Origin of the sequence: Xanthomonas bonasiae (genome assembly GCF_017163705.1) — a bacterium.
GTDB classification, from domain to species: Bacteria; Pseudomonadota; Gammaproteobacteria; order Xanthomonadales; family Xanthomonadaceae; genus Xanthomonas_A; species Xanthomonas_A bonasiae.
On the sequence record NZ_JAFIWB010000012.1, the window covers coordinates 87539 to 109678 of the forward strand.

Sequence of the window (22140 nt, forward strand, 5' to 3'; positions counted from 1 at the left end):
CCAATTATCCCGCTTTTCGCTTCGACTTGCCGTCGAACACGCCGAACAGGGCGATGCCCACGGCGCCGGCGACGATCGCCGAGTCGGCGATGTTGAACGAAGGCCAGTAGTGGTCGCCCACGTACCACTGGATGAAATCGACCACGTGGCCGTGCATCAGCCGGTCGATCACGTTGCCGATCGCGCCGCCGATGACCAGGGCGTAAGGCATTGCGCTGCGCCAGTCGCCGCGCGGGGTGCGCGCCAGCCACCAGGCCAGCAGGCCGCTGATGCCCACCGCCAGCGCGGTGAAGAACCACAGCTGCCAGCCGCCGGCCTGGCTCAGGAAACTGAACGCGGCGCCGGTGTTGTAGGTCCGGTACCAATTCCAGAAGCCGTCGATCACCGGCACCGCGGTGAACTCGGGCAGGCTGGACAGCACCCAGGCCTTGCTCCACTGGTCCAGGCCGATCACCAGCGCGGACAGCAGCAGCCAGATCAGGGCGGAGGGGTTGGGTCGTACGGTCATGCGCGGGGTCCGCCTCGGGCGAAGGATGGATGCAACGGAAATCTACGCGGGGACGCCGGCGGCGACGCCGAACGCGTCGCCGCCGCGGTCCCCATCGCGCAGGGGCGGATCAGAACCAGTGGCGCTCCTCGCCCGGTCCTTCGACGTTGCCGACACAGCGGCCGCACAGTTCCGGGTGCGCCGGATCCACGCCCACGTCGGCGCGGTGGTGCCAGCAGCGCACGCACTTCTGCTTGCTGGTGGCCTGGGCGCTGACGAAGATCTCGTCGGTGCTGGCCTCGCGCACCACCACGTCGCCGCTGATGAACAGGAAGCGCAGTTCCTCCTGCAGCGGCTGCAGCTTGGCGGCCGTGGCCGCGTCGGCGGCGACGGTGATCTCCGCCTCCAGCGCCGCGCCGATCACGCCGTTGCCGCGCATCGGCTCCAGCACCTTGGCCACCTGCTCGCGCAGCGCCAGCAGCTGCTCGAAATCGGCCGCGCTCAGCGGCGCATCTTCCGGCAGCGGCGCCAGACCTTCGTACCAGGTCGCGAACAGCACGTTGCCGACATGCGCGCCGGGCAGGTAGCCCCACAGTTCGTCGGCGGTGAAGCTCATGATCGGCGCGATCCAGCGCACGAACGCTTCGGCGACATGGAACATCGCGCTCTGCGCCGAACGCCGGCCGTGCGAGTCCTCCGGCATGGTGTACAGCCGGTCCTTGGTCACGTCCAGGTACAGCGAACCCAGGTCCACGCTGCAGAAGTTCAGCAGCGCCTGCACGATCGCGGCGAAGTCGTAGCGCGCGTAGGCGGCCTTGATCTGCTCCTGCACCTCGTAGGCGCGATGCACGATCCAGCGGTCCAGCGCCACCAGCTCCGGCAGGGTGCGCAGGTGCGCGGCCGGATTGAAGCCGTGCAGGTTGCCGAGCAGGAAGCGCGCGGTGTTGCGCAGGCGCCGGTAGGCGTCGGAGTTGCGCTTGAGGATCTCCTGCGACAGCGACATCTCGTTGCTGTAGTCGCTGGAGGCGATCCACAGACGCAGGATGTCCGCGCCCAGCGTCTTCATGATGTCCTGCGGCTCGATGCCGTTGCCCAGCGACTTGGACATCTTGCGGCCGTGCTCGTCCACGGTGAAGCCGTGGGTCAGGCACTGCCGGTACGGCGCCGCCTGGTCCAGCGCCACGCCGGTCAGCAGCGAGGACTGGAACCAGCCGCGATGCTGGTCCGACCCTTCCAGGTACAGGTCGGCCGGCTTGGGAATGCCGCGCTCGGCCAGCACCGCCTCGTGGGTCACGCCCGAATCGAACCACACGTCGAGGATGTCGGTGATCTTGTCGTAGTCGGCGGCTTCGTCGCCGAGCAGTTCGGCGGCGTCGAGCGTGTACCACACGTCCACCCCGCTCTCCTCGACGCGGTCGGCGACCTGGCGCATCAGTTCGGTGCTGCGCGGATGCGGCTCGCCGGTCTCGCGGTGCACGAACAGCGCGATCGGCACGCCCCAGGTGCGCTGCCGGGAGATGGTCCAGTCCGGGCGCCCGGCGACCATGCCGGCGATGCGCGCCTGGCCCCAGGACGGATACCAGTGCACGCCCTCGATCGCCTTCAGCGCGTCGGCGCGCAGGTTGGCCTGCTCCATCGAGATGAACCACTGCGGGGTGGCGCGGAACGCGATCGGGGTCTTGTGCCGCCAGCAGTGCGGGTAGCTGTGGACCATGCTCGCGTGCGCCAGCAGCGCGCCGCGCGCGGCCAGCACCTCGGCGATGGTGTCGTTGGCCTTCCAGATGTGCAGCCCGGCCAGCGCCACGCCGTCGGCCGGCGGAGTCGACGGCAGGTACACGCCGCGGCCGTCGATCGGGTTGATCTGCGCGGCGGTATAGCGCTCGATCAGACCGTACTGCTTGGCCGCCACATAGTCTTCCTGGCCGTGCCCGGGCGCGGTGTGCACCGCGCCGGTGCCGTCCTCGTCGGAGACGTGGTCGCCCAGGATCAGCGGGATGTCGCGCTCGTCGTAGAACGGATGCGCCAGCAACTGGTGCTCCAGCGCCGCGCCGGCGACGCGGCCGTGCACCACCACCTCGGTCACGCCGTAGCGCTGCAGCGCGCGCTCGGCCAGCGCATCGGCCAGCACCAGCCAGCGGCGGCGGCCATCGTGCGCCGGGCCTTCGACCAGGGCATAGCTCAGATCCGGCCCCAGCGACACCGCCAGCGAGGCCGGCAGCGTCCACGGCGTGGTGGTCCAGATCGGCACCGCGACTTCGACATCCTCCGGCAGCGCGACGCCGAACGCGGCCGCCAGCGCCGCGCCGTCGCGCGCGGTGTAGGCCACGTCCACGGTCGGCGACTGCTTGTCGGCGTATTCGATCTCCGCCTCGGCCAGCGCCGAGCCGCAATCGAAGCACCAGTGCACCGGCTTCACGCCGCGGGTCAGGTGGCCGTTGTCGACGATCCGGGCCAGCGCGCGCATCTCGTTGGCTTCGAAATGGAAGTCCAGCGTGCGGTACGGGTTGTCCCAGTCGCCGATCACGCCCAGGCGCTTGAAATCGCGGCGCTGGATGTCGATCTGCTCGTTGGCGTACTCGCGGCACTTCTGCCGGAACTGCGCCGCATCCAGCTTGACCCCGACCTTGCCGTACTTCTTCTCGATCGCGATCTCGATCGGCAGGCCGTGGCAATCCCAGCCCGGGATGTACGGCGCATCGAAGCCGGCCAGGTACTTGGACTTGACGATGATGTCCTTGAGGATCTTGTTGACCGCATGGCCGAGGTGGATCGCGCCGTTGGCGTACGGCGGGCCGTCGTGCAGCACGAACAGCGGCCGGCCCTGGGCGTTGTCGCGCAGCTGCGCGTACAGCCCCTCGCTCTCCCAGCGGGCCAGCGTGTCCGGCTCGCGCTTGGGCAGATCGCCGCGCATCGGAAAGTCCGTCGCCGGCAGGTTGAGGGTGGCTTTGTAGTCCTGGGTCACGGGGATTTACCGGTTGTCTTCAGTGGAGAGTCCGCGCGCGGAGGCGCGGGCTTGTGCGGGCGGCAGCGCGGGGCGCTGCGCCGACGCGAGCAGGCGCCGGGCCAGCGCGGCGTCGCGGTGCATCTGTTCGGTCAGCGCCGGCAGATCGGAGAACGTCTCTTCGTCGCGCAGCTTGGCGACGAATTCCACGGCGATGTGGCGTCCGTACAGGTCGCCGTGGAAATCGAACAGGTGCGCTTCCAGCAACGGCTCCACGCCCTGCACCGTCGGCCGCGTGCCGAAGCTGGACACCGACGGCCACGGCTGCTCGGTCACCCCGTGCACCCAGGTCGCGTAGATGCCCGAGAGCGCCGGCGTGCGCGGAAACCGCAGGTTGGCGGTGGGATAGCCGAGGGTGCGCCCGAGCTGCTTGCCGCGCACCACGCGGCCGTCGATCGCGTACGGGCGGCCGAGCAGTTCGGCGGCATGGGCGAATTCGCCGGCCACCAGCAGTTCGCGGATCCGGGTGCTGGAAATGCGTTCCTCGCGCAGGTGCACCGGCTCGATCTCGCCGGCGGAAAAGCCCAGGTGCGCGCCCATCTCGCGCAGCAGCGCGATGTCGCCGCCGCGCTTGTGGCCGAAACGGAACGCCGGGCCGATCCACACTTCGCGCGCCTGCAACCGATCGACCAGGGTGCGCTGCACGAAGTCCTGCGCGCTCATCGACGACAGGCGCAGATCGAAGCGCAGCAGGCCCACGCTGTCCACGCCGAGCTGCTGCAGGCCTTCGACCTTGGCCCGCGGCAGGGTCAGCCGCGGCGGCGGCGCGGCCGGCGCGAAGAACTCGCGCGGCAGCGGCTCGAAGCTCAACGCCACCGCCGGCACGTCCAGCGCGCGGGCACGCGCCAGCGCATGGCGCACCAGCGCGCGGTGGCCCAGATGCAGGCCATCGAAGGCGCCGATGCAGACCACGCTTCCCTGCGGGAACAAAGTCCCGCCCTCGACGTCTCTAAACAGCCTGCTCATTCCTCGGTCCGAAGCGCCGGCGCTGGAATGCGCCGGCCGATGATGCGTAACCGTCGAGTATAGCGGGGAGTGGCAAGACCCGGGACGGCAGGCCCGCTGCCAGTGGAATCGCCGCCAGGCCATCGGACCGAGGCGGGCGCCGCTTTTCTGTAGGCGGGGCTTCAGCCCCGACGCCTTACCGGCAGAGCATCGGGGTTGAAACCCCTCCTACAGAAAGCGCAAATGCCGCACTTGCGAATTCCCAATCCCCAATCCCAATCTCCCGGCCCTCAATGCTCGCGCAGATCCCGCGGCCGGAAGCCCAGCGCCAGCAACGCCAGCAGGTACACCGCCCCGCCGCCGCCGACCAGCGCCAGCAGGCTGCCGATCCGGTGCCACTTGTCCATCGTGGTGAACCCCGGCAGCCAATGCAGGCCCAGCCCCAGCACCGCGGCCATCGCCGCGCAGGCCACGCCCAGCCGCAGCAGGTAGCCCGCCCAGCCCGGCCGCGGCCGGTACACCTCGGCACGGCGCAGCCAGCGCCACAGCAGCGACAGGTTGATGTAGCTGGCCACCGCGCTGGCCAGGCCCAGCGCCAGGTGCAGGCCCGGCACCGCCGCCAGCGCCGCGCGCACGCCCTGCGCACGCAGCTCGGCCGGCACCCACAGCTGGTACAGGATCGCCAGGAACAGCAGGTTCAGCACCATGTTCGCGATCAGCGCCACTACGCCGGCACGCACCGGGGTGCGCGTGTCCTGACGCGAGTAGAACGCCGGCAGCAGCACCTTCAGCAGCGCGAACGCGGGCAGGCCGAAACTCAGCCCGAACACCGACATCGCCGCCATGCGCGTGTCGAACGCGGTGAACTTGCCGTACTGGAACAGCGTGGCCACCAGCGGCTGGCTCAACAGCATCAGCCCCAGCATCGCCGGCACCGCGATCAGCAGCGTGGTGCGCAGGCCCCAGTCCAGCGCATTGGAGAAGCCGGCGTGGTCGGTCTTGACGTGGTGCCGCGACAGCGCCGGCAGGATCACCGTGCCCAGCGCCACGCCGAACACGCCCAGCGGCAGTTCCAGGAAGCGGTCGGCCTGCGACAGCCAGCTCTGCGAGCCGGCGAACAGGAACGAGGCGATCACCGTGTCCAGCAGCAGGTTGATCTGCGCGATCGAGGAGCCGAACAGGGTCGGCACCATCAGCGTCAGCACCCGGCGCACGTCCGGATGGCTCCAGCCCCAGCGCGGCAGGGTCAGCAGGTCGATGCCGCGCAGCGCCGGCAACTGGAACAGCAGCTGCAGCGCGCCGGCGACCAGTACCGCCCAGCCCATCGCCAGGATCGGCACCTCCAGCTTCGGCGCCAGCCACAGCGCGCCGGCGATCATGCACAGGTTGAGGATCACCGGCGTCAGCGCCGGCAAGCCGAAGCGGTTGAAACTGTTCAGCGCACCGCCGGCCAGCGCGGTCAGCGACACGAACAGCAGGAACGGGAAGGTCAGCCGCAGCAGGTCCACGATCAGGCCGAACTTGGCCGGGTCGTCGCTGGAGCCGGGATTGAACAGCAGCGCCACCTGCGGGGTGAAGATCAGCCCCAGCGCGGTGACCAGCAGCAGAATCCCGCCCAGGGTGCCGGACACCCGCGACATCAGCGCGCGCAGGTCGGCATGCGGCCGGGTTTCCTTGACCTCGGTGAACACCGGCACGAAGGCGGTGGCGAACGAGCCTTCCGCGAACAGCCGGCGCAGGAAGTTCGGAATGCGGAACGCGACCCAGAAAGCGTCGGTGGTCGCGTTGGCGCCGAACGAAATGGTGATAGCCTGATCGCGTACCAGCCCCAGCACGCGCGAGACCATGGTCATGCTGCTGAACGAAAGCAGCCCGCGGGACATGCGCGGCGCGCTCATGCAGCGACCCTCTTGACAATTGGCTTGACGCAGTTGTTTAGAACCTTCATACTCTCCCGCTTGTTTTTATCCACCACACAGCTTTCCAGGAAACCACCACCGTGGCCAATATCAAGTCCGCCAAGAAGCGCGCCAAGCAGACCGTCGTGCGCAACGCGCGCAACACGGCTCAGCGTTCGATGCTGCGCACCGCCGTCAAGAAGGTCATCAAGGCCCTGGACGCCAACGACGCCGCCGGCGCCGAAGCCGCTTTCGCCGTTGCCCAGCCGATCCTCGACCGTTTCAGCTCGCGCGGTCTGATCCACAAGAACAAGGCTGCGCGCCACAAGAGCCGCCTGACCGCCCGCATCAAGGCGATCAAGACCGCCGCCTAACCGGCTGCGGTCGTTGCCGGAGGCGCCAGCGCTTCCGGCACTACGAAAAAGCCCGGCCTCGGCCGGGTTTTTCGTGTGCGTGCGATCCGTTGGCGACAACCGTGCGCCGGACCGGCCGCCGCGCTCAGAGCGCATCGGCGGCAGGAGCATTCGCGGCCGCTTCCAGCGCATCCTCGCGCTGGCGGTCGAAGAACGCCATCACGTCCTTCATGATCGGCCAGGTGCCGTCGCGGCCCAGCGCCGACACCAGGTACCACGGCTGGGTCCAGCCGAGTTCGGCAACGACCTGCTCGGCCAGCGTGCGCGCCTCGTCCTCGAACAGCAGGTCGGCCTTGTTCAGCACCAGCCAGCGCGGCTTGGCCAGCAGCTCCGGGTCGTGCTTTTCCAGCTCGCGCTCGATCGCGCGCACCTGCTCGGTCGGCGAGACGCCATCCACGCCGCCTTCCATCGGCGCCAGATCCACCAGGTGCAGCAGCAGACGCGTGCGCTGCAGATGGCGCAGGAACTGCGCGCCCAGGCCGGCGCCATCGGCCGCGCCCTCGATCAGGCCCGGGATGTCGGCGATCACGAAGCTGCGGTAGGCCTCGACGCTGACCACGCCCAGGTTCGGATACAGCGTGGTGAACGGATAGTCGGCGACCTTCGGCGTGGCCGCGGACACCGCGCGGATGAAGGTGCTCTTGCCGGCATTGGGGAAGCCGAGCAGGCCGACGTCGGCGAGCAGCTTCAGCTCCAGCTTCAGCACGCGCTCCTCGCCCTCCTCGCCCGGCGTCGCCTTGCGCGGCGCGCGCGTCACCGAGCTCTTGAAATGCATGTTGCCCAGGCCGCCCTTGCCGCCCTGCGCGACCAGCAGCTTGTCGCCGTGCGCGACCAGGTCGCCGATGGTCTCGTCGGTATCGACGTTGATCACCACGGTGCCGACCGGCACGGTGATGACCAGGTCTTCGCCGGCCTTGCCGTACATCTGCCGGCCCATGCCGTTCTCGCCGCGCTGCGCACGGAACGCGCGCTGGTGGCGGAAATCGACCAGGGTATTGAGGTTCTCGTCGGCGACCAGCCACACGCTGCCGCCGTTGCCGCCATCGCCGCCGTCCGGCCCGCCCAGCGGGATGAACTTCTCGCGGCGGAAGCCGATGCAGCCGTTGCCGCCATTGCCGGCACTGACCTGGATTTCTGCTTCGTCTACCAACTTCATGGGATTTGGGATTCGCGATTCGGGATTGGAAAAACCACCGGATGCCGCAGTTTAGCGGCCCCGGCAAAGAACGGAGGCAACGAATCAGGGACTCGGCGGGATCCGCTTTCGCGAATCCCCAATCCCCAATCCCAATATCCCGGCCCTCCAACGAAAAACCCCGCCGAAGCGGGGCTTTCGTCAGCAAGCCCGCGCCGTGGCGCAGGCCCTGGAGGCGAAACGCTTACGCCTCGGCAGTCGCCGCTTCGGCGACCACGCTCACGGTGCGACGCTTCTTGGCGCCCTTCACCGAGAACTCGACCTTGCCGTCGACCAGCGCGAACAAGGTGTGGTCGCGACCCAGGCCGACGCCCGAACCCGGGTGGAACTGGGTGCCGCGCTGACGCACGATGATGTTGCCCGCCTCGATCGCCTGGCCGCCGAACATCTTCACGCCCAGGTATTTCGGGTTGGAGTCGCGGCCGTTGCGCGAGGAACCTACGCCTTTTTTGTGTGCCATGACTGCTGCTCCTTACTTCTTGTCGCCACCGGCAATGCCGGTGATCTCGATTTCGGTGTAATGCTGACGATGTCCCTGACGCTTCATGTGGTGCTTGCGGCGGCGGAACTTGATGATGCGCACCTTGTCGGCGCGGCCATGGGCCACGACCTTCGCGGTGACGGTGGCGCCGTTCAGCGCGTCACCGAGCTTGATGCCGTCGCTGTCGCCCAGCATCAGGATGTTGTCGAACTTGATCTCGTTGCCGGCTTCGACTTCGAGCTTTTCCACGCGGAGCGTTTCGCCCTGCGCGACGCGGTATTGCTTACCGCCGGTTACCAGTACTGCGTACATGACCAGACTTCCTCTGTAGTTATTGTGGTCGCCCCTGCCGTGCCTCTTCGGGCAGACAGGAGCGGAATTGTAATGGCTTCAGCGGGTTAGGGTCAAGTCCCCAACCCGGCGCGGATGCGGCCCCGGCGCCCCGTCGCGATTGGCTGAACCGGCCAGCCGCGGCCCGCCCCGAATCCTGGCAAATCCGGCAATTGCCCCCACCTGACAAGCTGGGTACGCTGATCGATTGCCGTCCCCTCTCCGCCCCCACGCTGGCCCCGGGCTGTCGCCCGGCCGGCACAACACGGACCCCTCATGGCGATGGATTTCATCCGCATCCGCGGCGCGCGGACGCACAACCTCAAGAACCTCGACCTCGACCTGCCGCGCGACAAGCTGATCGTGATCACCGGCCTGTCCGGCTCGGGCAAGTCGTCGCTGGCGTTCGACACCATCTACGCCGAAGGCCAGCGCCGCTACGTGGAGTCGCTGTCGGCGTACGCGCGGCAGTTCCTCAGCGTGATGGAAAAGCCCGACATCGACCACATCGAAGGCCTGTCGCCGGCGATCGCGATCGAGCAGAAGTCGACCTCGCACAACCCGCGCTCCACGGTCGGCACCATCACCGAGATCTACGACTACCTGCGCCTGCTGTACGCGCGCGTGGGCCAGCCGCGCTGCCCCGACCACGGCTATCCGCTGGAGGCGCAGACGGTCAGCCAGATGGTGGACCACATCCTGAGCCTGGACCCGGAGCAGCGCTACATGCTGCTGGCGCCGGTGATCCGCGACCGCAAGGGCGAGCACGCGCAGGTGTTCGAGCAGCTGCGCGCGCAGGGCTTCGTGCGCGTGCGCGTGGACGGCGAGCTGTACGAGATCGACGCGGTGCCGGCGCTGGCGCTGCGCCAGAAGCACACCATCGAGGCGGTGATCGACCGCTTCCGCCCGCGCGAGGACATCAAGCAGCGCCTGGCCGAGAGCTTCGAGACCGCGCTGAAGCTGGCCGACGGCATGGTGTCGGTGCAGTCGCTGGACGACACCGCCGCCGCGCCGCACCTGTTTTCCTCCAAGTACAGCTGCCCGGTCTGCGACTACTCGCTGCCGGAGCTGGAGCCGCGGCTGTTCTCGTTCAACGCGCCGATGGGCGCGTGCCCGAGCTGCGACGGCCTGGGCGTGGCCGAGTTCTTCGATCCCGAGCGCGTGGTGGTGCATCCGGAGCTGTCGCTGTCGGCCGGCGCGGTGCGCGGCTGGGACCGGCGCAACGCCTACTACTTCCAGCTGATCGCCTCGCTGGCCAAGCACTACAAGTTCGACGTGGACGCGCCATGGCAGTCGCTGCCGGCGAGCGTGCGCCAGGCGGTGCTGTACGGCAGCGGCGACGAGACCATCACCTTCACCTACTTCACCGATGCCGGCGGCCGCACCCAGCGCAAGCACCGCTTCGAAGGCATCATCCCCAACCTGGAACGCCGCTACCGCGAGACCGAATCGCCGGCGGTGCGCGAGGAACTGGCCAAGTACATCAGCCAGCGGCCGTGCCCGGACTGCAAGGGCGCGCGCCTGAACAAGGCCGCGCGCAACGTGTTCGTCGCCGACCGTCCGCTGCCGGACCTGGTGGTGCTGCCGATCGACGACGCGCTGACCTTCTTCCGCCAGCTCGACCTGCCCGGCTGGCGCGGCGAGATCGCCAGCAAGATCGTCAAGGAGATCGCCGAGCGGCTCGGCTTCCTGGTCGACGTCGGCCTGGATTACCTGACCCTGGAACGCAAGGCCGACACCCTGTCCGGCGGCGAGGCGCAGCGCATCCGCCTGGCCAGCCAGATCGGCGCCGGCCTGGTCGGGGTGATGTACGTGCTCGACGAGCCATCGATCGGCCTGCACCAGCGCGACAACGAGCGCCTGCTCGGCACGCTGACGCGGCTGCGCGACCTGGGCAACACGGTGATCGTGGTCGAACACGACGAGGACGCGATCCGCCTGGCCGACTATGTGCTGGACATCGGCCCCGGCGCCGGCGTGCACGGCGGCGAGATCGTCGGCCAGGGCACGGTGGCGGACCTGCTGAAGGCGCCGCGCTCGCTGACCGGCCAGTACCTGTCCGGCAAGCGCCGCATCGAGATCCCGGCCAAGCGGCACAAGGCCAATCCGAAGATGACCCTGCACCTGCGCGGGGCCACCGGCAACAACCTCAAGAACGTGGACCTGGACATCCCGGCCGGGCTGCTGACCTGCGTCACCGGCGTGTCCGGCTCGGGCAAGTCGACGCTGATCAACGACACCTTGTTCACCCTGGCCGCCAACGAGATCAACGGCGCCTCGCATACGGTGGCGCCGTACCGCGAGATCGAACACCTGGACCTGTTCGACAAGGTGGTGGACATTGACCAGTCGCCGATCGGGCGCACCCCGCGCTCCAACCCGGCCACCTACACCGGCCTGTTCACGCCGCTGCGCGAGCTGTTCGCGCAGGTGCCCGAATCGCGTGCGCGCGGCTATTCGCCGGGCCGTTTCAGCTTCAACGTGCGCGGCGGCCGCTGCGAGGCCTGCCAGGGCGACGGCCTGATCAAGGTCGAGATGCATTTCCTGCCCGACGTGTACGTGCCCTGCGACGTGTGCCACGGCAAGCGCTACAACCGCGAGACGCTGGAGATCCTGTACAAGGGCTTCAACATCAACGACGTGCTGCAGATGACCGTGGAGGACGCGCTGCGGCTGTTCGAGCCGGTGCCGACCATCGCGCGCAAGCTGGAGACGCTGGTCGATGTCGGCCTGAGCTACATCAAGCTCGGGCAGAGCGCGACCACCCTGTCCGGCGGCGAGGCGCAGCGGGTGAAGCTGTCCAAGGAACTGTCGCGCCGCGATACCGGCCGCACCCTGTACATCCTCGACGAGCCGACCACCGGCCTGCACTTCCACGACATCGAAGCGCTGCTGGGCGTGCTGCACAAGCTGCGCGACGAAGGCAACACCGTGGTCGTGATCGAGCACAACCTGGACGTGATCAAGACCGCGGACTGGGTGGTGGACCTGGGCCCGGAAGGCGGCCATCGCGGCGGCACCATCCTCGCCACCGGCACCCCGGAGGACATCGCCGCGCATCCGGATTCCTACACCGGCCAGTTCCTGGCCAAGCTGCTGCCCGCCGGCACCGTGGCCAAGCCGACCAAGCCGGCGGCGATGGCCAACAAGCCCGACGCGCTGCCGCCGCGCAAGAGCAAGGCCGAGAAGGCCGCCGCCAAGAAGGCGGCTAAAAAGACCACGACCAAGAAGGCCGCACGATGAGCGCATCCCCCACCGATTCCTCCCCCTCGCACAAGCCGCTGGCGCGCGTGCCGATCAGCGTGCGCTGGCGCGACATGGACAGCATGGGCCACGTCAACAACGCCAAGTACATCTCCTATCTGGAAGAAGCGCGCGTGCGTTGGCTGCTGAACGTGGAAGGCTTCTCGATGCGCAACCGCATCGCCCCGGTGGTGGCCGCGACCAACGTCAACTACCGGCGCCCGATCGTGTGGCCGAACGACATCGTGGTGGAGCTGTTCGTCGAGCGCATGGGCAGCAGCAGCATCACCGTCGGCCACCGCATCGTCGACCAGACCGACGAGCGCGTGCTGCATTCGGACGGCAACGTGGTGGTGGTGTGGATCGACACCGAAACCGGCAAGAGCGCGCCGCTGCCGGACGAGATCCGCGCGGCGTGCAGCTGATTGAAAAGCCGGGATTGGGGATTCGGGATTCGGGATGACCAGCCGTTCGGCTGTGGAAAGCCGGGATTCGGGATTGGCAGACCCGCGCAAGATCGCTTTTGCTAATCCCCAATTCCGAATCCCGAATCCCCGCCCTTGTAGGAGCGGCTTCAGCCGCGACGGGCTTTACCGGTAATGCCTGTCGCGGCTGAAGCCGCTCCTACAGGACTCCATCGTGTTGGCCGGAGGTGCTGTGGGAGCGACTTCAGTCGCGACGCGCCGAACCCAAAGGGTGCAGCGGCAATCGTGGCGATCGCCATCGCCATCGCCATCGCAATCGCCACCGCTCGGCCACCCCGCTACGGCTTGGCCGCACTCACCTTCAGCTCGCCCTGCACTTCGCGCCCATCCTCCAGCACGAAGGTGATCGGCAGGCTCGCCCCCTCGCGCAGCGGCTGCGCCGGCTGCATCAGCATCAGGTGCAGGCCGCCGGGCTGCAGCACCGCATCGGCGCCGGCGGCCAGCGGCAGGCGCTCGATCTCGCGCATCTTGCTGACCCCATCCACCTGCGTGGTCTGGTGCAGGCTCACGTCGGCGAACGCCGGGCTGCGCGCCGACACCACCGCCAGCGCCTGCTTGCACGGGTTGTGCAGGCGACCGAAACCGGCGGCCATCGGCATCGCCGCGCTCGGCGGCAGCCTTGCCCAGCCCGCCTGCCACTGCGGCAGGCAGCCATCGGCCTTGGCCGCCGCCGGTGCCGCGAAGGCCGCCCCCGGCGCCAACCCGGCCAAACACGCCAGCCCGATGGCCAGCCCCCGTACGCATGCGGATGGTTTGAGCTTCATGGCCCTATGATAGCGGTCCCGCACCGCGCCGCCTTCGGAAGCTTTCGCATGACCTCGCTGATCCAGGTTCTCGACCACGGCCCCATCCGCCAACTGCGCCTGGCGCGCGCGCCGGTCAACGCGCTCGACACCGCCCTGTGCGCCGACCTGGCCGCGGCGATCGCGCAGGCGCAAGCCGACGCGGTGCACGCGCTGGTGCTGTCCGGCAGCGAGCGCATCTTCTCCGCCGGCATGGACGTGCCGCATCTGCTCGGGCACGGCGACGATCGCGCCAAGCTGCTCGACAGCTGGCAGCAGTTCTTCGGCGCCGCCCGCGCGCTGGCCGACAGCGCGATCCCGGTGGTGGCGGCGCTGACCGGCCACGCGCCGGCCGGCGGCTGCGTGCTGGCGCTGTGCTGCGACTACCGGGTGATGGCGCGCAGTCCCGAGCCGGCGCACCCGGTCAGCATCGGGCTCAACGAGACCCAGGTCGGCCTGATCGCGCCGGAAGGCATCCAGCGCCTGCTGCGGCGCGTGGTCGGCGCACACCGCGCCGAACGGCTGCTGGTCGGCGGCGAGCTGGTCAGCGCCGAGCGGGCGCTGGAGATCGGCCTGGTCGACGAACTGGTCGATGCGGAACTGGTGGTCGCACGTGCGGTGGCCTGGCTGCAGGAGCTGCTGCAACTGCCGCGGCAGCCGATGCTGCAGACCCGCGCGATCGCCCGCGCCGACCTGCGCGCCGCGCTGGCCGACGAGCACATCCAGCTCGAGCGCTTCGTCGACGGCTGGCAGGCGCCGGACACCCAGGCCGCGCTGCACGCGCTGGTGGCCAGGCTGGGCAAGCGCTGAGCCGCGCCGGCACGCAGGCGGGCGCGGGCGGCCCGGTATAATCGTGGGCATTCCTCGCCCAGGCCCCGCCTCTTGTCCGCCAAGCCGCCCGCTCCCGTCGTGTCCGAACTGATCGAACTGCTGTCGCTGGAACGGCTGGAGGACAACCTGTTCCGCGGCCAGAGCCGCGACATCGGCACCAAGTACGTGTTCGGCGGGCAGGTGCTGGGGCAGGCGCTGTCGGCGGCGCAGGCGACGGTGGACAACGGCCGCCGCGCGCATTCGCTGCACGCCTACTTCCTGCGCGCCGGCGACATCGACCACCCCATCGTCTACGACGTGGACCGCACCCGCGACGGCGGCAGTTTCTCGGTGCGCCGGGTCACCGCGGTCCAGCACGGCAAGGTGATCTTCTTCTGCGCCGCCTCGTTCCAGGAGCGCGAAGACGGCGCCACCCACCAGCTGAAGATGCCGGAAGTGCCGCAGCCGGAAGACATCGAGCCGACCCAGGCCGCGCGTCCGGACGTGCTGGCGACGCTGCCGACCAAGGTGCAGCGCTGGCTCTCGCGCGGCGGCCCGTTCGAGTTCCGCCACGTATACCCGCGCGACGAACTGAACCCGCCCAAGCGCCCGCCGTTCCAGCAGATGTGGCTGCGCCTGAGCGAGCCGGTCGGCGACGCGCCGGAACTGCACCAGGCGCTGCTGGCCTACGCCTCGGATTTCCACCTGCTCGGCACCGCGACCTTTCCGCACGGCATCAGCTACTACACGCCCAACGTGCAGATGGCCTCGCTCGACCACGCGCTGTGGTTCCACCGCCCGTTCCGCGCCGACGACTGGCTGCTGTACTCGCTGGACAGCCCCAGCGCGCAGGGCTCGCGCGGCCTGGCGCGCGGCCAGTTCTTCACCCGCGACGGGGTGCTGGTCGCCAGCACCGCGCAGGAAGGCCTGATCCGCGTGGTGCCCGAGGCCGGCGCCGCGGCGCAGGTTCCGGCCAAGGACTGAGGCGACGACGATGCGGCAGATCTTCAGCAGTCAACGCGTGGAAACCGCCGAAGGCGTGGCCAAGCTGTTGCGCGAGCAAGGCATCGAGGTGCGGCTGAGCAACGGCCGTTCCTACCGCAGCCGGCGCAGCGGCCAGTTCAGCTACATCGACCCGGTGGCGACGCAGGTGCAGCCGACGGTGTGGGTGGTGCACGCCGACGACCAGCCGCGCGCGCGCGCCCTGCTGCGCGAGTCCGGCCTGATCGACAGCACCCGCCAGGACCCGGCGCAGACGCTGCCGTACCTGAGCGAATTCCGCTCGCAGGCGGTCCCGGACAGCGGCAAGCGCTGGGCGTGGCGGCTGCGGGTCGCGCTGCTGCTGGCGATCGGCGCGGTGGCGCTGGTGACGGTGCTGCGCCATCGCGGCAACCAGGCCGCCACGCCCACCCCGGCTGTCGCGCCAGCCGCCGCACCGGCCTCGCAACCGGCGCAGGACAGCGACGAAGTGCGCGTGCGGGTGCAGCCGGCGCAGCGCGGCAACTGAGCCGTCGGCGGCAGAGGCATCCTGTTTCTTGCAGGGTTTGGGGGCCGCTGACGCCTGACCTCCGCCGAAGCCGGCGATTTCGTCACCGCGCCTGTGGCGGTTGAAACCGCTCGCGATCGACTGATTGGCTGCACTGCTGGCTGGCTGCACTGTAGGAGGGGCTTCAGCCCCGACAGACTGCCGAAGTTCACCACTTCGCCATGGACCTGCCGCGATTGAAATCGCCTGCGATCGGCTGACTGGGTGCATTGTAGGAGGGGCTTCAGCCCCGACAGGACGCCGAAGTTCGCGCCTTCGCCAATGGGCCTGTCGCGGTTGAAACCGCTCCTACAGGAGCATGGCGATTGAACCGATGCGTTGCTTAGACAAATAAAAACGCCCCTGCGCATCGCTGCGCAGGGGCGGTCGTCGATCGGCGCCTTGTTGCTTGTTGCCTGTTGCGGGGTGGAACGGTCAGTTCGCGTCGGATGCGGCCGGCATCGGCTTGGCGCCAGGCTTCTGCCCGGGCTTCTGGCCGGGCTTGTGCATCCACATCGACTGCGCCGCGTCGAACTCGGCGCGGCTAAGCATGCCGTCCTTGTTGGTGTCGGCCTTGGCGAACCATTCGTCGCGATGCTGCTTGGCGCGCAGCTCGAAATCGGCGCGATCGACGAAGCCGTCCTTGTTCGCGTCCATCTTGTCGAAGCGCGCGGCGAACTTCGGATCGGCCTTGGCCTCGTCGCGGCTGATGCGGCCGTCCTTGTTGGTATCCAGCTTGGCCCACATCGCGCCGTGCTCGCCGCGTCCGCCGCGCTCGCCGTGACGGCCATGGCGCGGGAACTCGTCGGGGGTCAGCTTGCCGTCGTGGTTCTTGTCCAGGGCGTCGAAGTGCTCGGCCAGGCGCGGATTGGCCGCGGCCTCGCTGCGATCGACGACGCCGTCGCCATTCTTGTCCAGCCTGGCGAAGCCGCCGGCATCGGCCGGCGCGGCGGGATCCGACGGCGGCGGGTTGGCGGCATAGGCGCCGCCGGACAGCACGGCGAGCATGGCCAGGGCGAGCAGCGGGTTGCGATACTTCATGGAAAACTCCCTGAGGGAAAGGAAGACACCTGCCGGCGCGGCAAGCGCGTGCGGCAGTCACCAGCGCAGCAGGAACGGACCGCCAGGCGGGCCGGCGCAGCGGCGCCTTCACTGCAATCAACGCCCCGCTGCAGGCGCGGTTGACCCAGGCCGGGGCGCATTCATGCGGCGGACAGTCGCGGCCGCTGCGATCGCGAAGCGCTATGCTCGGTGCATGGCCATCCACACCGACGCCAGCGACGACCTGCGCCTGTTCCAGACCGGCCAGCACGCGTGCGGCTATTGGCCCGAGCGGCAAGCGCGCGATCTGGTGCTGGACCCGCACGACCCGCGCCTGGGCGCGCTGTATCCGCTGGCGCTGAGCTGGGGCTTCCGCCGTTCCGGCGACCTGGTCTACCGGCCGCATTGCGACCACTGCCGCGCCTGCGTGGCGGTGCGCATCCCGGTCGCGGAATTCGTGCCCGACCGCAGCCAGCGCCGTTGCCTGGCGCGCAATGCCGACATCGACACGCGCATCGTCGCCGCCGAACGCAACGAGGAACAGTTGGCGCTGTACCAGCGCTACCTGCGCATGCGCCACCCGGGCGGCGGCATGGATGCGCACGGCGCGCACGAATTCGACCAGTTCCTGATCGGCCGCTGGTCGCACGGGCGCTTTCTGGAGATGCGCCAGAAGACCGCGGACGGACAGCGCGGACCGCTGCTGGGGGTGGCGGTCACCGACATCGCCGAGCAGGCCTTGTCGGCGGTCTACACCTTCTACGATCCCGACGTCGCCGCGCGCGGGCTGGGCACGCTGGCGATCCTGCAACAGATCGCATGGGCCAGGCGCGAAGGCCTGAGCCATCTGTACCTGGGCTACTGGATCCGCGGCCACCAGAAGATGGACTACAAGCGCCGCTTCCGGCCGCTGCAGGCCTACGACGGGCGCAACTGGCGCGCGTTCGACGACTACGCCGGCCGCCTCGGCGATTAGGGCGCCCGCACCGCGATTCGGCCTTCCGGCTTACCGACCGACGGGAGCGAGAGAGGCAATGAGCGATGCACGGCGCGACCGTGAGAGCTGACGGCGAGCGAGACGCTCGTCGTCCCGCGCCGCCTGCCGGTGGCGCAACCCGCGGCGTGCATCGCCTCGGCAGGCGCGTTTGGCACGCCGCCACGGCGCCATCGTTCGGACATGCGCCGCGTGCGAAAATGCGCGCATGAAGCCACGTGCCCTGTTGTTTGCCCTGACCCTGCTGTGCGGCGCCTGCTCGCACACCGGCTCCGCCCCGACCGCCGCCACGCCCGCGGCGCCCGCCCCTGCGGCATTGCGCCTGGCCACCTACAACACCTCGCTGAATTCGGACGAGGACGGCGGCCTGATCGCGGCGCTGCAGGGCGACAGCGCGCAGGCGCGCAAGATCGCCGCGGTGCTGCAGCAGGTGCGCCCGGACCTGGTGCTGCTCAACGAATTCGACTACGACGACGCGCACCGCGCCGCCGACCTGTTCCAGCAGCGCTACCTGGAAGTCGCCCAGCCGCTCGGCGGCGCCGCGCTGCACTACCCGTACCGCTACCTGGCGCCGGTCAACACCGGCGTGCCCAGCGGGCTGGACCTGGACAACGACGGCAGCGTCGGCGGCAACGGCCGCGCGCGCGGCAACGACGCCTGGGGCTACGGCCTGCATCCCGGCCAGTACGGCATGCTGCTGCTGTCCAGGTACCCGATCGACGCCGCGGCGGTGCGCAGCTTCCGCCTGTTCAAATGGAGCGCGATGCCCGGCGCCCTGCGGCCGATCGATCCGGCCACGGGTCGCACGTTCTACAGCGATGCGGTGTGGGCGCAACTGCGGCTGTCGTCGAAATCGCATTGGGACGTGCCGGTACGCACGCCGCTGGGCGTGGTCCACGCGCTGGTCGCGCATCCCACGCCGCCGGTGTTCGACGGCGCCGAGAAGCGCAACGCGGCGCGCAACCACGACGAACTGCGGCTGTGGCGCGAATATCTGGACGACCGCGACAGCGCGACATGGCTGTGCGACGACGCCGGCCGTTGCGGCGGCCTGGCCGCCGGCGCGCGCTTCGTGATGCTCGGCGATCTCAACAACGACGTCATCGACGGCGAAGGCCGCCACGACGCGATCCGCGCGCTGGTCGAACACCCGCGCGTGCTGCACTACCCGACCCCGCACAGCGCCGGCGGCGAAGAAGCCGCGCGCGCCTATGCCGCGCAGGGCATCGCCCACCGCGGCCCGCCGCAGCAGGTCACCGGCGATTTCGGGCCGAAGGCCGGCGCGATGCGGCTGGACTACGTGCTGCCGTCCAACGGCTTCCGCTATCTGGACAGCGGCGTGTTCTGGCCGGCCTCCAGCGCCGCGGCCGCGGCGATCGCCGACGGCAGCGACCATCACCTGGTGTGGGTGGATGTGACTGTGGAGCCGGGATTGGAGAGTCGGGATTAGGGATTCGTGGCGCTGGCGGTCGGCCGGCGACTGAATTGATCCGGGTCCGCGGGGTCGCCGCACCCCGGCCTTGATCCAGATCAAGGGCAAGACCGCGCAAACGCTATCCAATGCATGCCGCACCCCGTCGGGATGCGTCACCGGATAGCGAGCATGCGAACGCAACAGCTGCAACAGGCGCTGGAGGGACTCAACGGCGCCACCGCCGACATCGAGGCCTCGGCGCTGATTTCCTTGGATGGACTGATGATCGCCTCGGCGATGCCGCAGGGCATGGACGAGGACCGCGTCGGCGCGATGTCCGCCGCGCTGCTGGCGCTGGGCGAGCGCAGCGCGCGCGAGCTGGCGCGCGGGCCGCTGGAGCGGGTGCTGATCCAGGGCGAACTCGGCTACGTGATCATGAGCGCGGCCGGGCGCGAAGCGGTGCTGACCGTGCTCGCCAAGCCCAGCGCCAAGCTCGGCCTGGTGTTCCTGGACATCAAGCGCGCCGCCCAGGCGCTGCAGCAGATTCTCTAGGAGCGCCGCCATGCCGCTGCCGCCGATGGATCCGCCGCACGAGCCGCACCGCAGCGCCGAGCTGCGTTACCACGACGGCAGCCGCCGCCTGGTGTACTGGAGCGAACGCGAAGTGGCCTACCCCGACGGGCGCCTGATCGTGTCGCGCACCGACCTGGACGGGGTCATCACCCACGCCAACGACGCCTTCGTCGAACTCAGCGGCTGGCCGCGGGCGACGCTGATCGGCGCGCCGCACTGCATCCTGCGCCACCCGGACATGCCCAGGCGTGCGTTCCGCGACCTGTGGGACACTGTGCTGGGCGGCGAGAAATGGCACGGCTACGTCAAGAACCTGCGCCGCGACGGCGCCTGCTACTGGGTCTACGCCACCGCGCTGCCGAACGTGCGCAACGGCCAGGTGGTCGGCTTCACTTCGGTGCGGCGCAAGCCCTCGCGGCGGCGCATCGACGCACTGCAACCGCTGTACGCGCAGTGGCTGCAGGACGAGCGCGCGGAGACGCCGGCATGAGCCTCGATTTCCTGGTCGCGCCGGACTTCGCGCCGGAGAACTTCTGCGGCTGGTACCTGCTCAGTACCGTGCTGCAGCGCCGCACCGGCGTCGGCCTGCACCTGTTGATGCCGGCCGATGCCGCGGAACAGAGGCAGTTGCTCGACGACAGCGTGGTCGACCTGGTGTACGCCAGTCCGTTCGATGCCAGCGCCCTGATCCGCACGCGCGGCTATCTGCCGCTCGCACGCCCGCGCGCGCATGCCGACGAAGTGGTGATCGCCGCCGCCGCGGACGCGCCGGCGCGCCGTGTCGAAGACCTGTCCTACGGCTGCCGCATCGCGCTGACCGACAACCACGACGTGCGCCTGATCGCGCTGCGCCTGCTGGAGCCGGCCGACCTCGACCCCGAGCGCATCGCCTGGCGTCCGGCCAGCAGCTATGCCGCGGTGGCGCGGCTGCTGCTGGAAGGCGAAGCCGATGCCGGCCTGTTCCTGGCCGACGCCTATCGCCGCCTGTCGCGGCTGACCCGCGAGCGGTTGCGGCCGCTGGTGGAGAGCGCACTCTGCGACATCGGCCACGTGCTGCTGGCGCATCCGCGCATCGCCGCGCAGCTGCCTGCGCTGCAAACGGCGCTGCTGGCGCTGGGCGACGCGACGCACCGCGAGGACCAGGGCGTGCTCGATGCGCTGGGCCTGGAGCGCGGCTTCGAGGCGATGGCGATGGAAGACGCGGAATTCATGATCGACCTGATCGACACCTTGCTGGACTGAGCGCACCGCCATGGCCAACCGCACCACCGCTGCAGATCCGGCCCGCCTGGTGATGCGCACGCATGCGCGCGCCCTGCTGCGCGATCCGCGCGACGCCGCCGCGCATCTGGCGCGCCTGCATGCGGCGCTGCAGCTGCACGACAACGAGCCGGCGCAAGGCGTGCTCGCCGACCTGTTCGTGGCGCTGCCGCGACACGACACCGCGTTGCGCCAGGCGGCATTGCAGATGGCCGCCGCGCATCTGCCGCCGCATGTGGCCGAGGCCTTCCAACGCCACAGCCATGGCCACGCGTTGCTGCCGATCAATGCCCTGGCCACACGCTGGAGCGTGCTGGCGCGCCCCTCGGCCGACGTGCCGGCACGGGTCCGCCGGGCCAGCCCCGACCATTCGCGGCGCATGGTGCGCGAGGTGGTGGAGGCGTTGTGCGAAGGCGCCCCGCTGACCGCGGCGCGCTGCGAGCGCGAGTTCCTCGACTACTGCATCAGTTGCCAGGACAAGCTCGCCTTCATGCTCGCCAGCCGCGAGCTGCGCCGCCATGCGCTCGCCCTGGGCGACCGCTGGGACCGCACCGCACGCTGGCTGCAGCAACGCGACCTGCTCGGCGGCCGCAATGTCGCCGCCGACCTCCCTCTTTCCATTGCAAGCCCTCGGCCATGAACGACGACCAAGAACCCACCTGGCTGATGCCCACGCCGCACGGCGTACTGCATGGTTTCGCCAGCGCCGCCCCGGACCGCATGCAGCGCGCCCTGCAACTGCTGCTCAGCGCGCACGGCGCATTGTCGCTGCCGGAATGGCGCATGCGCGTGGACGGCGACGCGCAGCGCCTGCTGCACGAAGCGCGCGAACGGCAGTGGATCCAGCTGTTGCGGCGCCCGGTGCCCGGCCCGGAGATCCGCCTGGACGATTTCGCCCAGCACGTGATCGCGCCGCTGTCGGCCGAACGCCGCGCCGTGCTGGCCTCCGACGGCGGTTTCTGCCTGGGCCATGCCGGACTGAACCAGGACGAGGCCGACACGTTGAGCGTGGCCGCGGCCGATTTCTCCGGCTTCGCCCAGCGGCAGGGCGCACGCGGCTGGAGCGGCGCGCAGCACTACGTGTCGTTCTACAGCGAGCCGCAGCTGTTGCTGCCGGACTGGTCGTTCGTCCCGTTCTGGGTGGACGGCAGCGGCTACTGGCTGATCCTCGGCGGCGAAGCGCTGCTCAACAACCTGGCGATGGTGGAGCTGGTGTGGAGCATCCGCCTGGCGGCGGCGCGGTTCGCGCCGCCGGTTTGAAGA

Annotated in this window: 22 protein-coding genes; 13 read left to right on the forward strand and 9 right to left on the reverse strand. The window is 69.5% G+C overall.

Going from position 1 to position 22140, the window contains the following annotated elements:
* Nucleotides 1-4 precede the first annotated feature (4 nt).
* The 4 genes from lspA to murJ form a co-directional block, all read right to left on the reverse strand.
* A complete protein-coding gene (lspA, locus tag JR064_RS12245) occupies nt 5-508 on the reverse strand; it encodes a signal peptidase II (RefSeq protein ID WP_179570798.1) in 504 nt (167 codons plus the stop codon).
* 109 nt (nt 509-617) lie between these two features.
* Entirely contained in the window at nt 618-3449 is a 2832-nt protein-coding gene (gene ileS / locus JR064_RS12250; RefSeq protein ID WP_206229893.1) for an isoleucine--tRNA ligase, read from the reverse strand.
* Nucleotides 3450-3455: 6 nt separating this feature from the next.
* Nucleotides 3456-4454, reverse strand: coding sequence for a bifunctional riboflavin kinase/FAD synthetase (locus JR064_RS12255; protein ID WP_206229894.1), 999 nt, complete (start codon nt 4452-4454; stop codon nt 3456-3458).
* Between the two features lie 269 nt (nt 4455-4723).
* Nucleotides 4724-6316: a murein biosynthesis integral membrane protein MurJ gene (gene murJ / locus JR064_RS12260; RefSeq protein WP_206229911.1), complete on the reverse strand. Its 1593-nt coding sequence runs from the start codon at nt 6314-6316 to the stop codon at nt 4724-4726.
* 116 nt (nt 6317-6432) lie between these two features.
* On the opposite strand from murJ, the gene rpsT reads away from it, so the two are divergent.
* Nucleotides 6433-6705 carry a 30S ribosomal protein S20 gene (gene rpsT, locus JR064_RS12265; RefSeq protein WP_003469619.1) on the forward strand — a complete coding sequence of 91 codons (273 nt, stop codon included), beginning with the start codon at nt 6433-6435 and terminating at the stop codon, nt 6703-6705.
* A gap of 124 nt (nt 6706-6829) precedes the next feature.
* Here rpsT and cgtA read toward each other — a convergent pair whose 3' ends face one another.
* From cgtA to rplU, 3 genes are all read right to left on the reverse strand, one after another.
* Complete coding sequence (gene cgtA, locus JR064_RS12270) at nt 6830-7900, reverse strand: Obg family GTPase CgtA (protein ID WP_191824922.1); 1071 nt, start codon at nt 7898-7900, stop codon at nt 6830-6832.
* A 223-nt stretch (nt 7901-8123) separates the two neighbouring features.
* A complete protein-coding gene (gene rpmA, locus JR064_RS12275; RefSeq protein ID WP_179570794.1) occupies nt 8124-8399 on the reverse strand; it encodes a 50S ribosomal protein L27 in 276 nt (91 codons plus the stop codon).
* Between the two features lie 12 nt (nt 8400-8411).
* Nucleotides 8412-8732, reverse strand: a complete 321-nt coding sequence (rplU, locus tag JR064_RS12280; protein WP_039005690.1) for a 50S ribosomal protein L21 — start codon at nt 8730-8732, stop codon at nt 8412-8414.
* A gap of 294 nt (nt 8733-9026) precedes the next feature.
* Between rplU and uvrA the strand changes: the two genes are divergently transcribed.
* Entirely contained in the window at nt 9027-11993 is a 2967-nt protein-coding gene (gene uvrA, locus JR064_RS12285; protein WP_179570793.1) for an excinuclease ABC subunit UvrA, read from the forward strand.
* Complete coding sequence (locus tag JR064_RS12290; protein ID WP_191824924.1) at nt 11990-12418, forward strand: acyl-CoA thioesterase; 429 nt, start codon at nt 11990-11992, stop codon at nt 12416-12418. Before uvrA ends, JR064_RS12290 begins: the two co-directional genes overlap by 4 nt.
* Before the next feature lie 338 nt (nt 12419-12756).
* Here JR064_RS12290 and JR064_RS12295 read toward each other — a convergent pair whose 3' ends face one another.
* Nucleotides 12757-13242, reverse strand: coding sequence for a copper chaperone PCu(A)C (locus tag JR064_RS12295; RefSeq protein ID WP_191824925.1), 486 nt, complete (start codon nt 13240-13242; stop codon nt 12757-12759).
* 48 nt (nt 13243-13290) lie between these two features.
* Between JR064_RS12295 and JR064_RS12300 the strand changes: the two genes are divergently transcribed.
* The 3 genes from JR064_RS12300 to JR064_RS12310 all read left to right on the forward strand — a co-directional run bounded on the left by JR064_RS12300 (nt 13291) and on the right by JR064_RS12310 (nt 15577).
* Nucleotides 13291-14070, forward strand: coding sequence for an enoyl-CoA hydratase/isomerase family protein (locus tag JR064_RS12300; protein ID WP_206229895.1), 780 nt, complete (start codon nt 13291-13293; stop codon nt 14068-14070).
* A gap of 72 nt (nt 14071-14142) precedes the next feature.
* A complete protein-coding gene (tesB, locus tag JR064_RS12305; RefSeq protein ID WP_179570790.1) occupies nt 14143-15054 on the forward strand; it encodes an acyl-CoA thioesterase II in 912 nt (303 codons plus the stop codon).
* 10 nt (nt 15055-15064) lie between these two features.
* Nucleotides 15065-15577: a putative signal transducing protein gene (locus tag JR064_RS12310; RefSeq protein ID WP_206229896.1), complete on the forward strand. Its 513-nt coding sequence runs from the start codon at nt 15065-15067 to the stop codon at nt 15575-15577.
* Nucleotides 15578-16030: 453 nt separating this feature from the next.
* Here the strand turns inward: JR064_RS12310 and JR064_RS12315 are convergent, their stop codons facing one another.
* Nucleotides 16031-16636 (reverse strand): EF-hand domain-containing protein, encoded by a 606-nt coding sequence (locus JR064_RS12315; protein ID WP_179570788.1) that lies wholly within the window; start codon nt 16634-16636, stop codon nt 16031-16033.
* A gap of 214 nt (nt 16637-16850) precedes the next feature.
* Between JR064_RS12315 and JR064_RS12320 the strand changes: the two genes are divergently transcribed.
* The 7 genes from JR064_RS12320 to JR064_RS12350 all read left to right on the forward strand — a co-directional run bounded on the left by JR064_RS12320 (nt 16851) and on the right by JR064_RS12350 (nt 22137).
* Nucleotides 16851-17612 carry an arginyltransferase gene (locus JR064_RS12320; protein WP_179570787.1) on the forward strand — a complete coding sequence of 254 codons (762 nt, stop codon included), beginning with the start codon at nt 16851-16853 and terminating at the stop codon, nt 17610-17612.
* A gap of 226 nt (nt 17613-17838) precedes the next feature.
* Nucleotides 17839-19080, forward strand: a complete 1242-nt coding sequence (locus JR064_RS12325) for an endonuclease/exonuclease/phosphatase family protein (protein WP_206229897.1) — start codon at nt 17839-17841, stop codon at nt 19078-19080.
* A gap of 153 nt (nt 19081-19233) precedes the next feature.
* Entirely contained in the window at nt 19234-19596 is a 363-nt protein-coding gene (locus JR064_RS12330; RefSeq protein WP_179570785.1) for a roadblock/LC7 domain-containing protein, read from the forward strand.
* Between the two features lie 10 nt (nt 19597-19606).
* The gene (locus tag JR064_RS12335; protein WP_191824930.1) at nt 19607-20107 is read left to right on the forward strand and encodes a PAS domain-containing protein; all 501 of its coding nucleotides are present in this window, start codon (nt 19607-19609) and stop codon (nt 20105-20107) included.
* On the forward strand, nt 20104-20859 hold the full coding sequence (locus JR064_RS12340) for a PhnD/SsuA/transferrin family substrate-binding protein (protein WP_191824931.1): 756 nt from the start codon (nt 20104-20106) through the stop codon (nt 20857-20859). The genes JR064_RS12335 and JR064_RS12340 overlap by 4 nt, the downstream gene beginning before the upstream one ends.
* Before the next feature lie 10 nt (nt 20860-20869).
* A complete protein-coding gene (locus tag JR064_RS12345) occupies nt 20870-21517 on the forward strand; it encodes a hypothetical protein (protein WP_241093021.1) in 648 nt (215 codons plus the stop codon).
* A complete protein-coding gene (locus tag JR064_RS12350; protein WP_206229899.1) occupies nt 21514-22137 on the forward strand; it encodes a hypothetical protein in 624 nt (207 codons plus the stop codon). Before JR064_RS12345 ends, JR064_RS12350 begins: the two co-directional genes overlap by 4 nt.
* Nucleotides 22138-22140: the final 3 nt, after the last annotated feature.

Excerpts from the sequence above, each read along its gene's own strand:
- uvrA (WP_179570793.1), top strand. The coding sequence starts at position 9,027 with ATGGCGATGGATTTCATCCGCATCCGCGGCGCGCGGACGCACAACCTC.
- JR064_RS12290 (WP_191824924.1), top strand. The coding sequence starts at position 11,990 with ATGAGCGCATCCCCCACCGATTCCTCCCCCTCGCACAAGCCGCTGGCG.
- JR064_RS12345 (WP_241093021.1), top strand. The coding sequence starts at position 20,870 with ATGGCCAACCGCACCACCGCTGCAGATCCGGCCCGCCTGGTGATGCGC.
- JR064_RS12300 (WP_206229895.1), top strand. The coding sequence starts at position 13,291 with ATGACCTCGCTGATCCAGGTTCTCGACCACGGCCCCATCCGCCAACTG.
- JR064_RS12320 (WP_179570787.1), top strand. The coding sequence starts at position 16,851 with ATGGCCATCCACACCGACGCCAGCGACGACCTGCGCCTGTTCCAGACC.
- JR064_RS12255 (WP_206229894.1), bottom strand. The coding sequence starts at position 4,454 with ATGAGCAGGCTGTTTAGAGACGTCGAGGGCGGGACTTTGTTCCCGCAG.
- JR064_RS12330 (WP_179570785.1), top strand. The coding sequence starts at position 19,234 with ATGCGAACGCAACAGCTGCAACAGGCGCTGGAGGGACTCAACGGCGCC.
- lspA (WP_179570798.1), bottom strand. The coding sequence starts at position 508 with ATGACCGTACGACCCAACCCCTCCGCCCTGATCTGGCTGCTGCTGTCC.
- JR064_RS12310 (WP_206229896.1), top strand. The coding sequence starts at position 15,065 with ATGCGGCAGATCTTCAGCAGTCAACGCGTGGAAACCGCCGAAGGCGTG.
- JR064_RS12335 (WP_191824930.1), top strand. The coding sequence starts at position 19,607 with ATGCCGCTGCCGCCGATGGATCCGCCGCACGAGCCGCACCGCAGCGCC.
- cgtA (WP_191824922.1), bottom strand. The coding sequence starts at position 7,900 with ATGAAGTTGGTAGACGAAGCAGAAATCCAGGTCAGTGCCGGCAATGGC.
- JR064_RS12325 (WP_206229897.1), top strand. The coding sequence starts at position 17,839 with ATGAAGCCACGTGCCCTGTTGTTTGCCCTGACCCTGCTGTGCGGCGCC.
- JR064_RS12315 (WP_179570788.1), bottom strand. The coding sequence starts at position 16,636 with ATGAAGTATCGCAACCCGCTGCTCGCCCTGGCCATGCTCGCCGTGCTG.
- JR064_RS12350 (WP_206229899.1), top strand. The coding sequence starts at position 21,514 with ATGAACGACGACCAAGAACCCACCTGGCTGATGCCCACGCCGCACGGC.
- rplU (WP_039005690.1), bottom strand. The coding sequence starts at position 8,732 with ATGTACGCAGTACTGGTAACCGGCGGTAAGCAATACCGCGTCGCGCAG.
- rpmA (WP_179570794.1), bottom strand. The coding sequence starts at position 8,399 with ATGGCACACAAAAAAGGCGTAGGTTCCTCGCGCAACGGCCGCGACTCC.
- JR064_RS12340 (WP_191824931.1), top strand. The coding sequence starts at position 20,104 with ATGAGCCTCGATTTCCTGGTCGCGCCGGACTTCGCGCCGGAGAACTTC.
- murJ (WP_206229911.1), bottom strand. The coding sequence starts at position 6,316 with ATGTCCCGCGGGCTGCTTTCGTTCAGCAGCATGACCATGGTCTCGCGC.
- JR064_RS12295 (WP_191824925.1), bottom strand. The coding sequence starts at position 13,242 with ATGAAGCTCAAACCATCCGCATGCGTACGGGGGCTGGCCATCGGGCTG.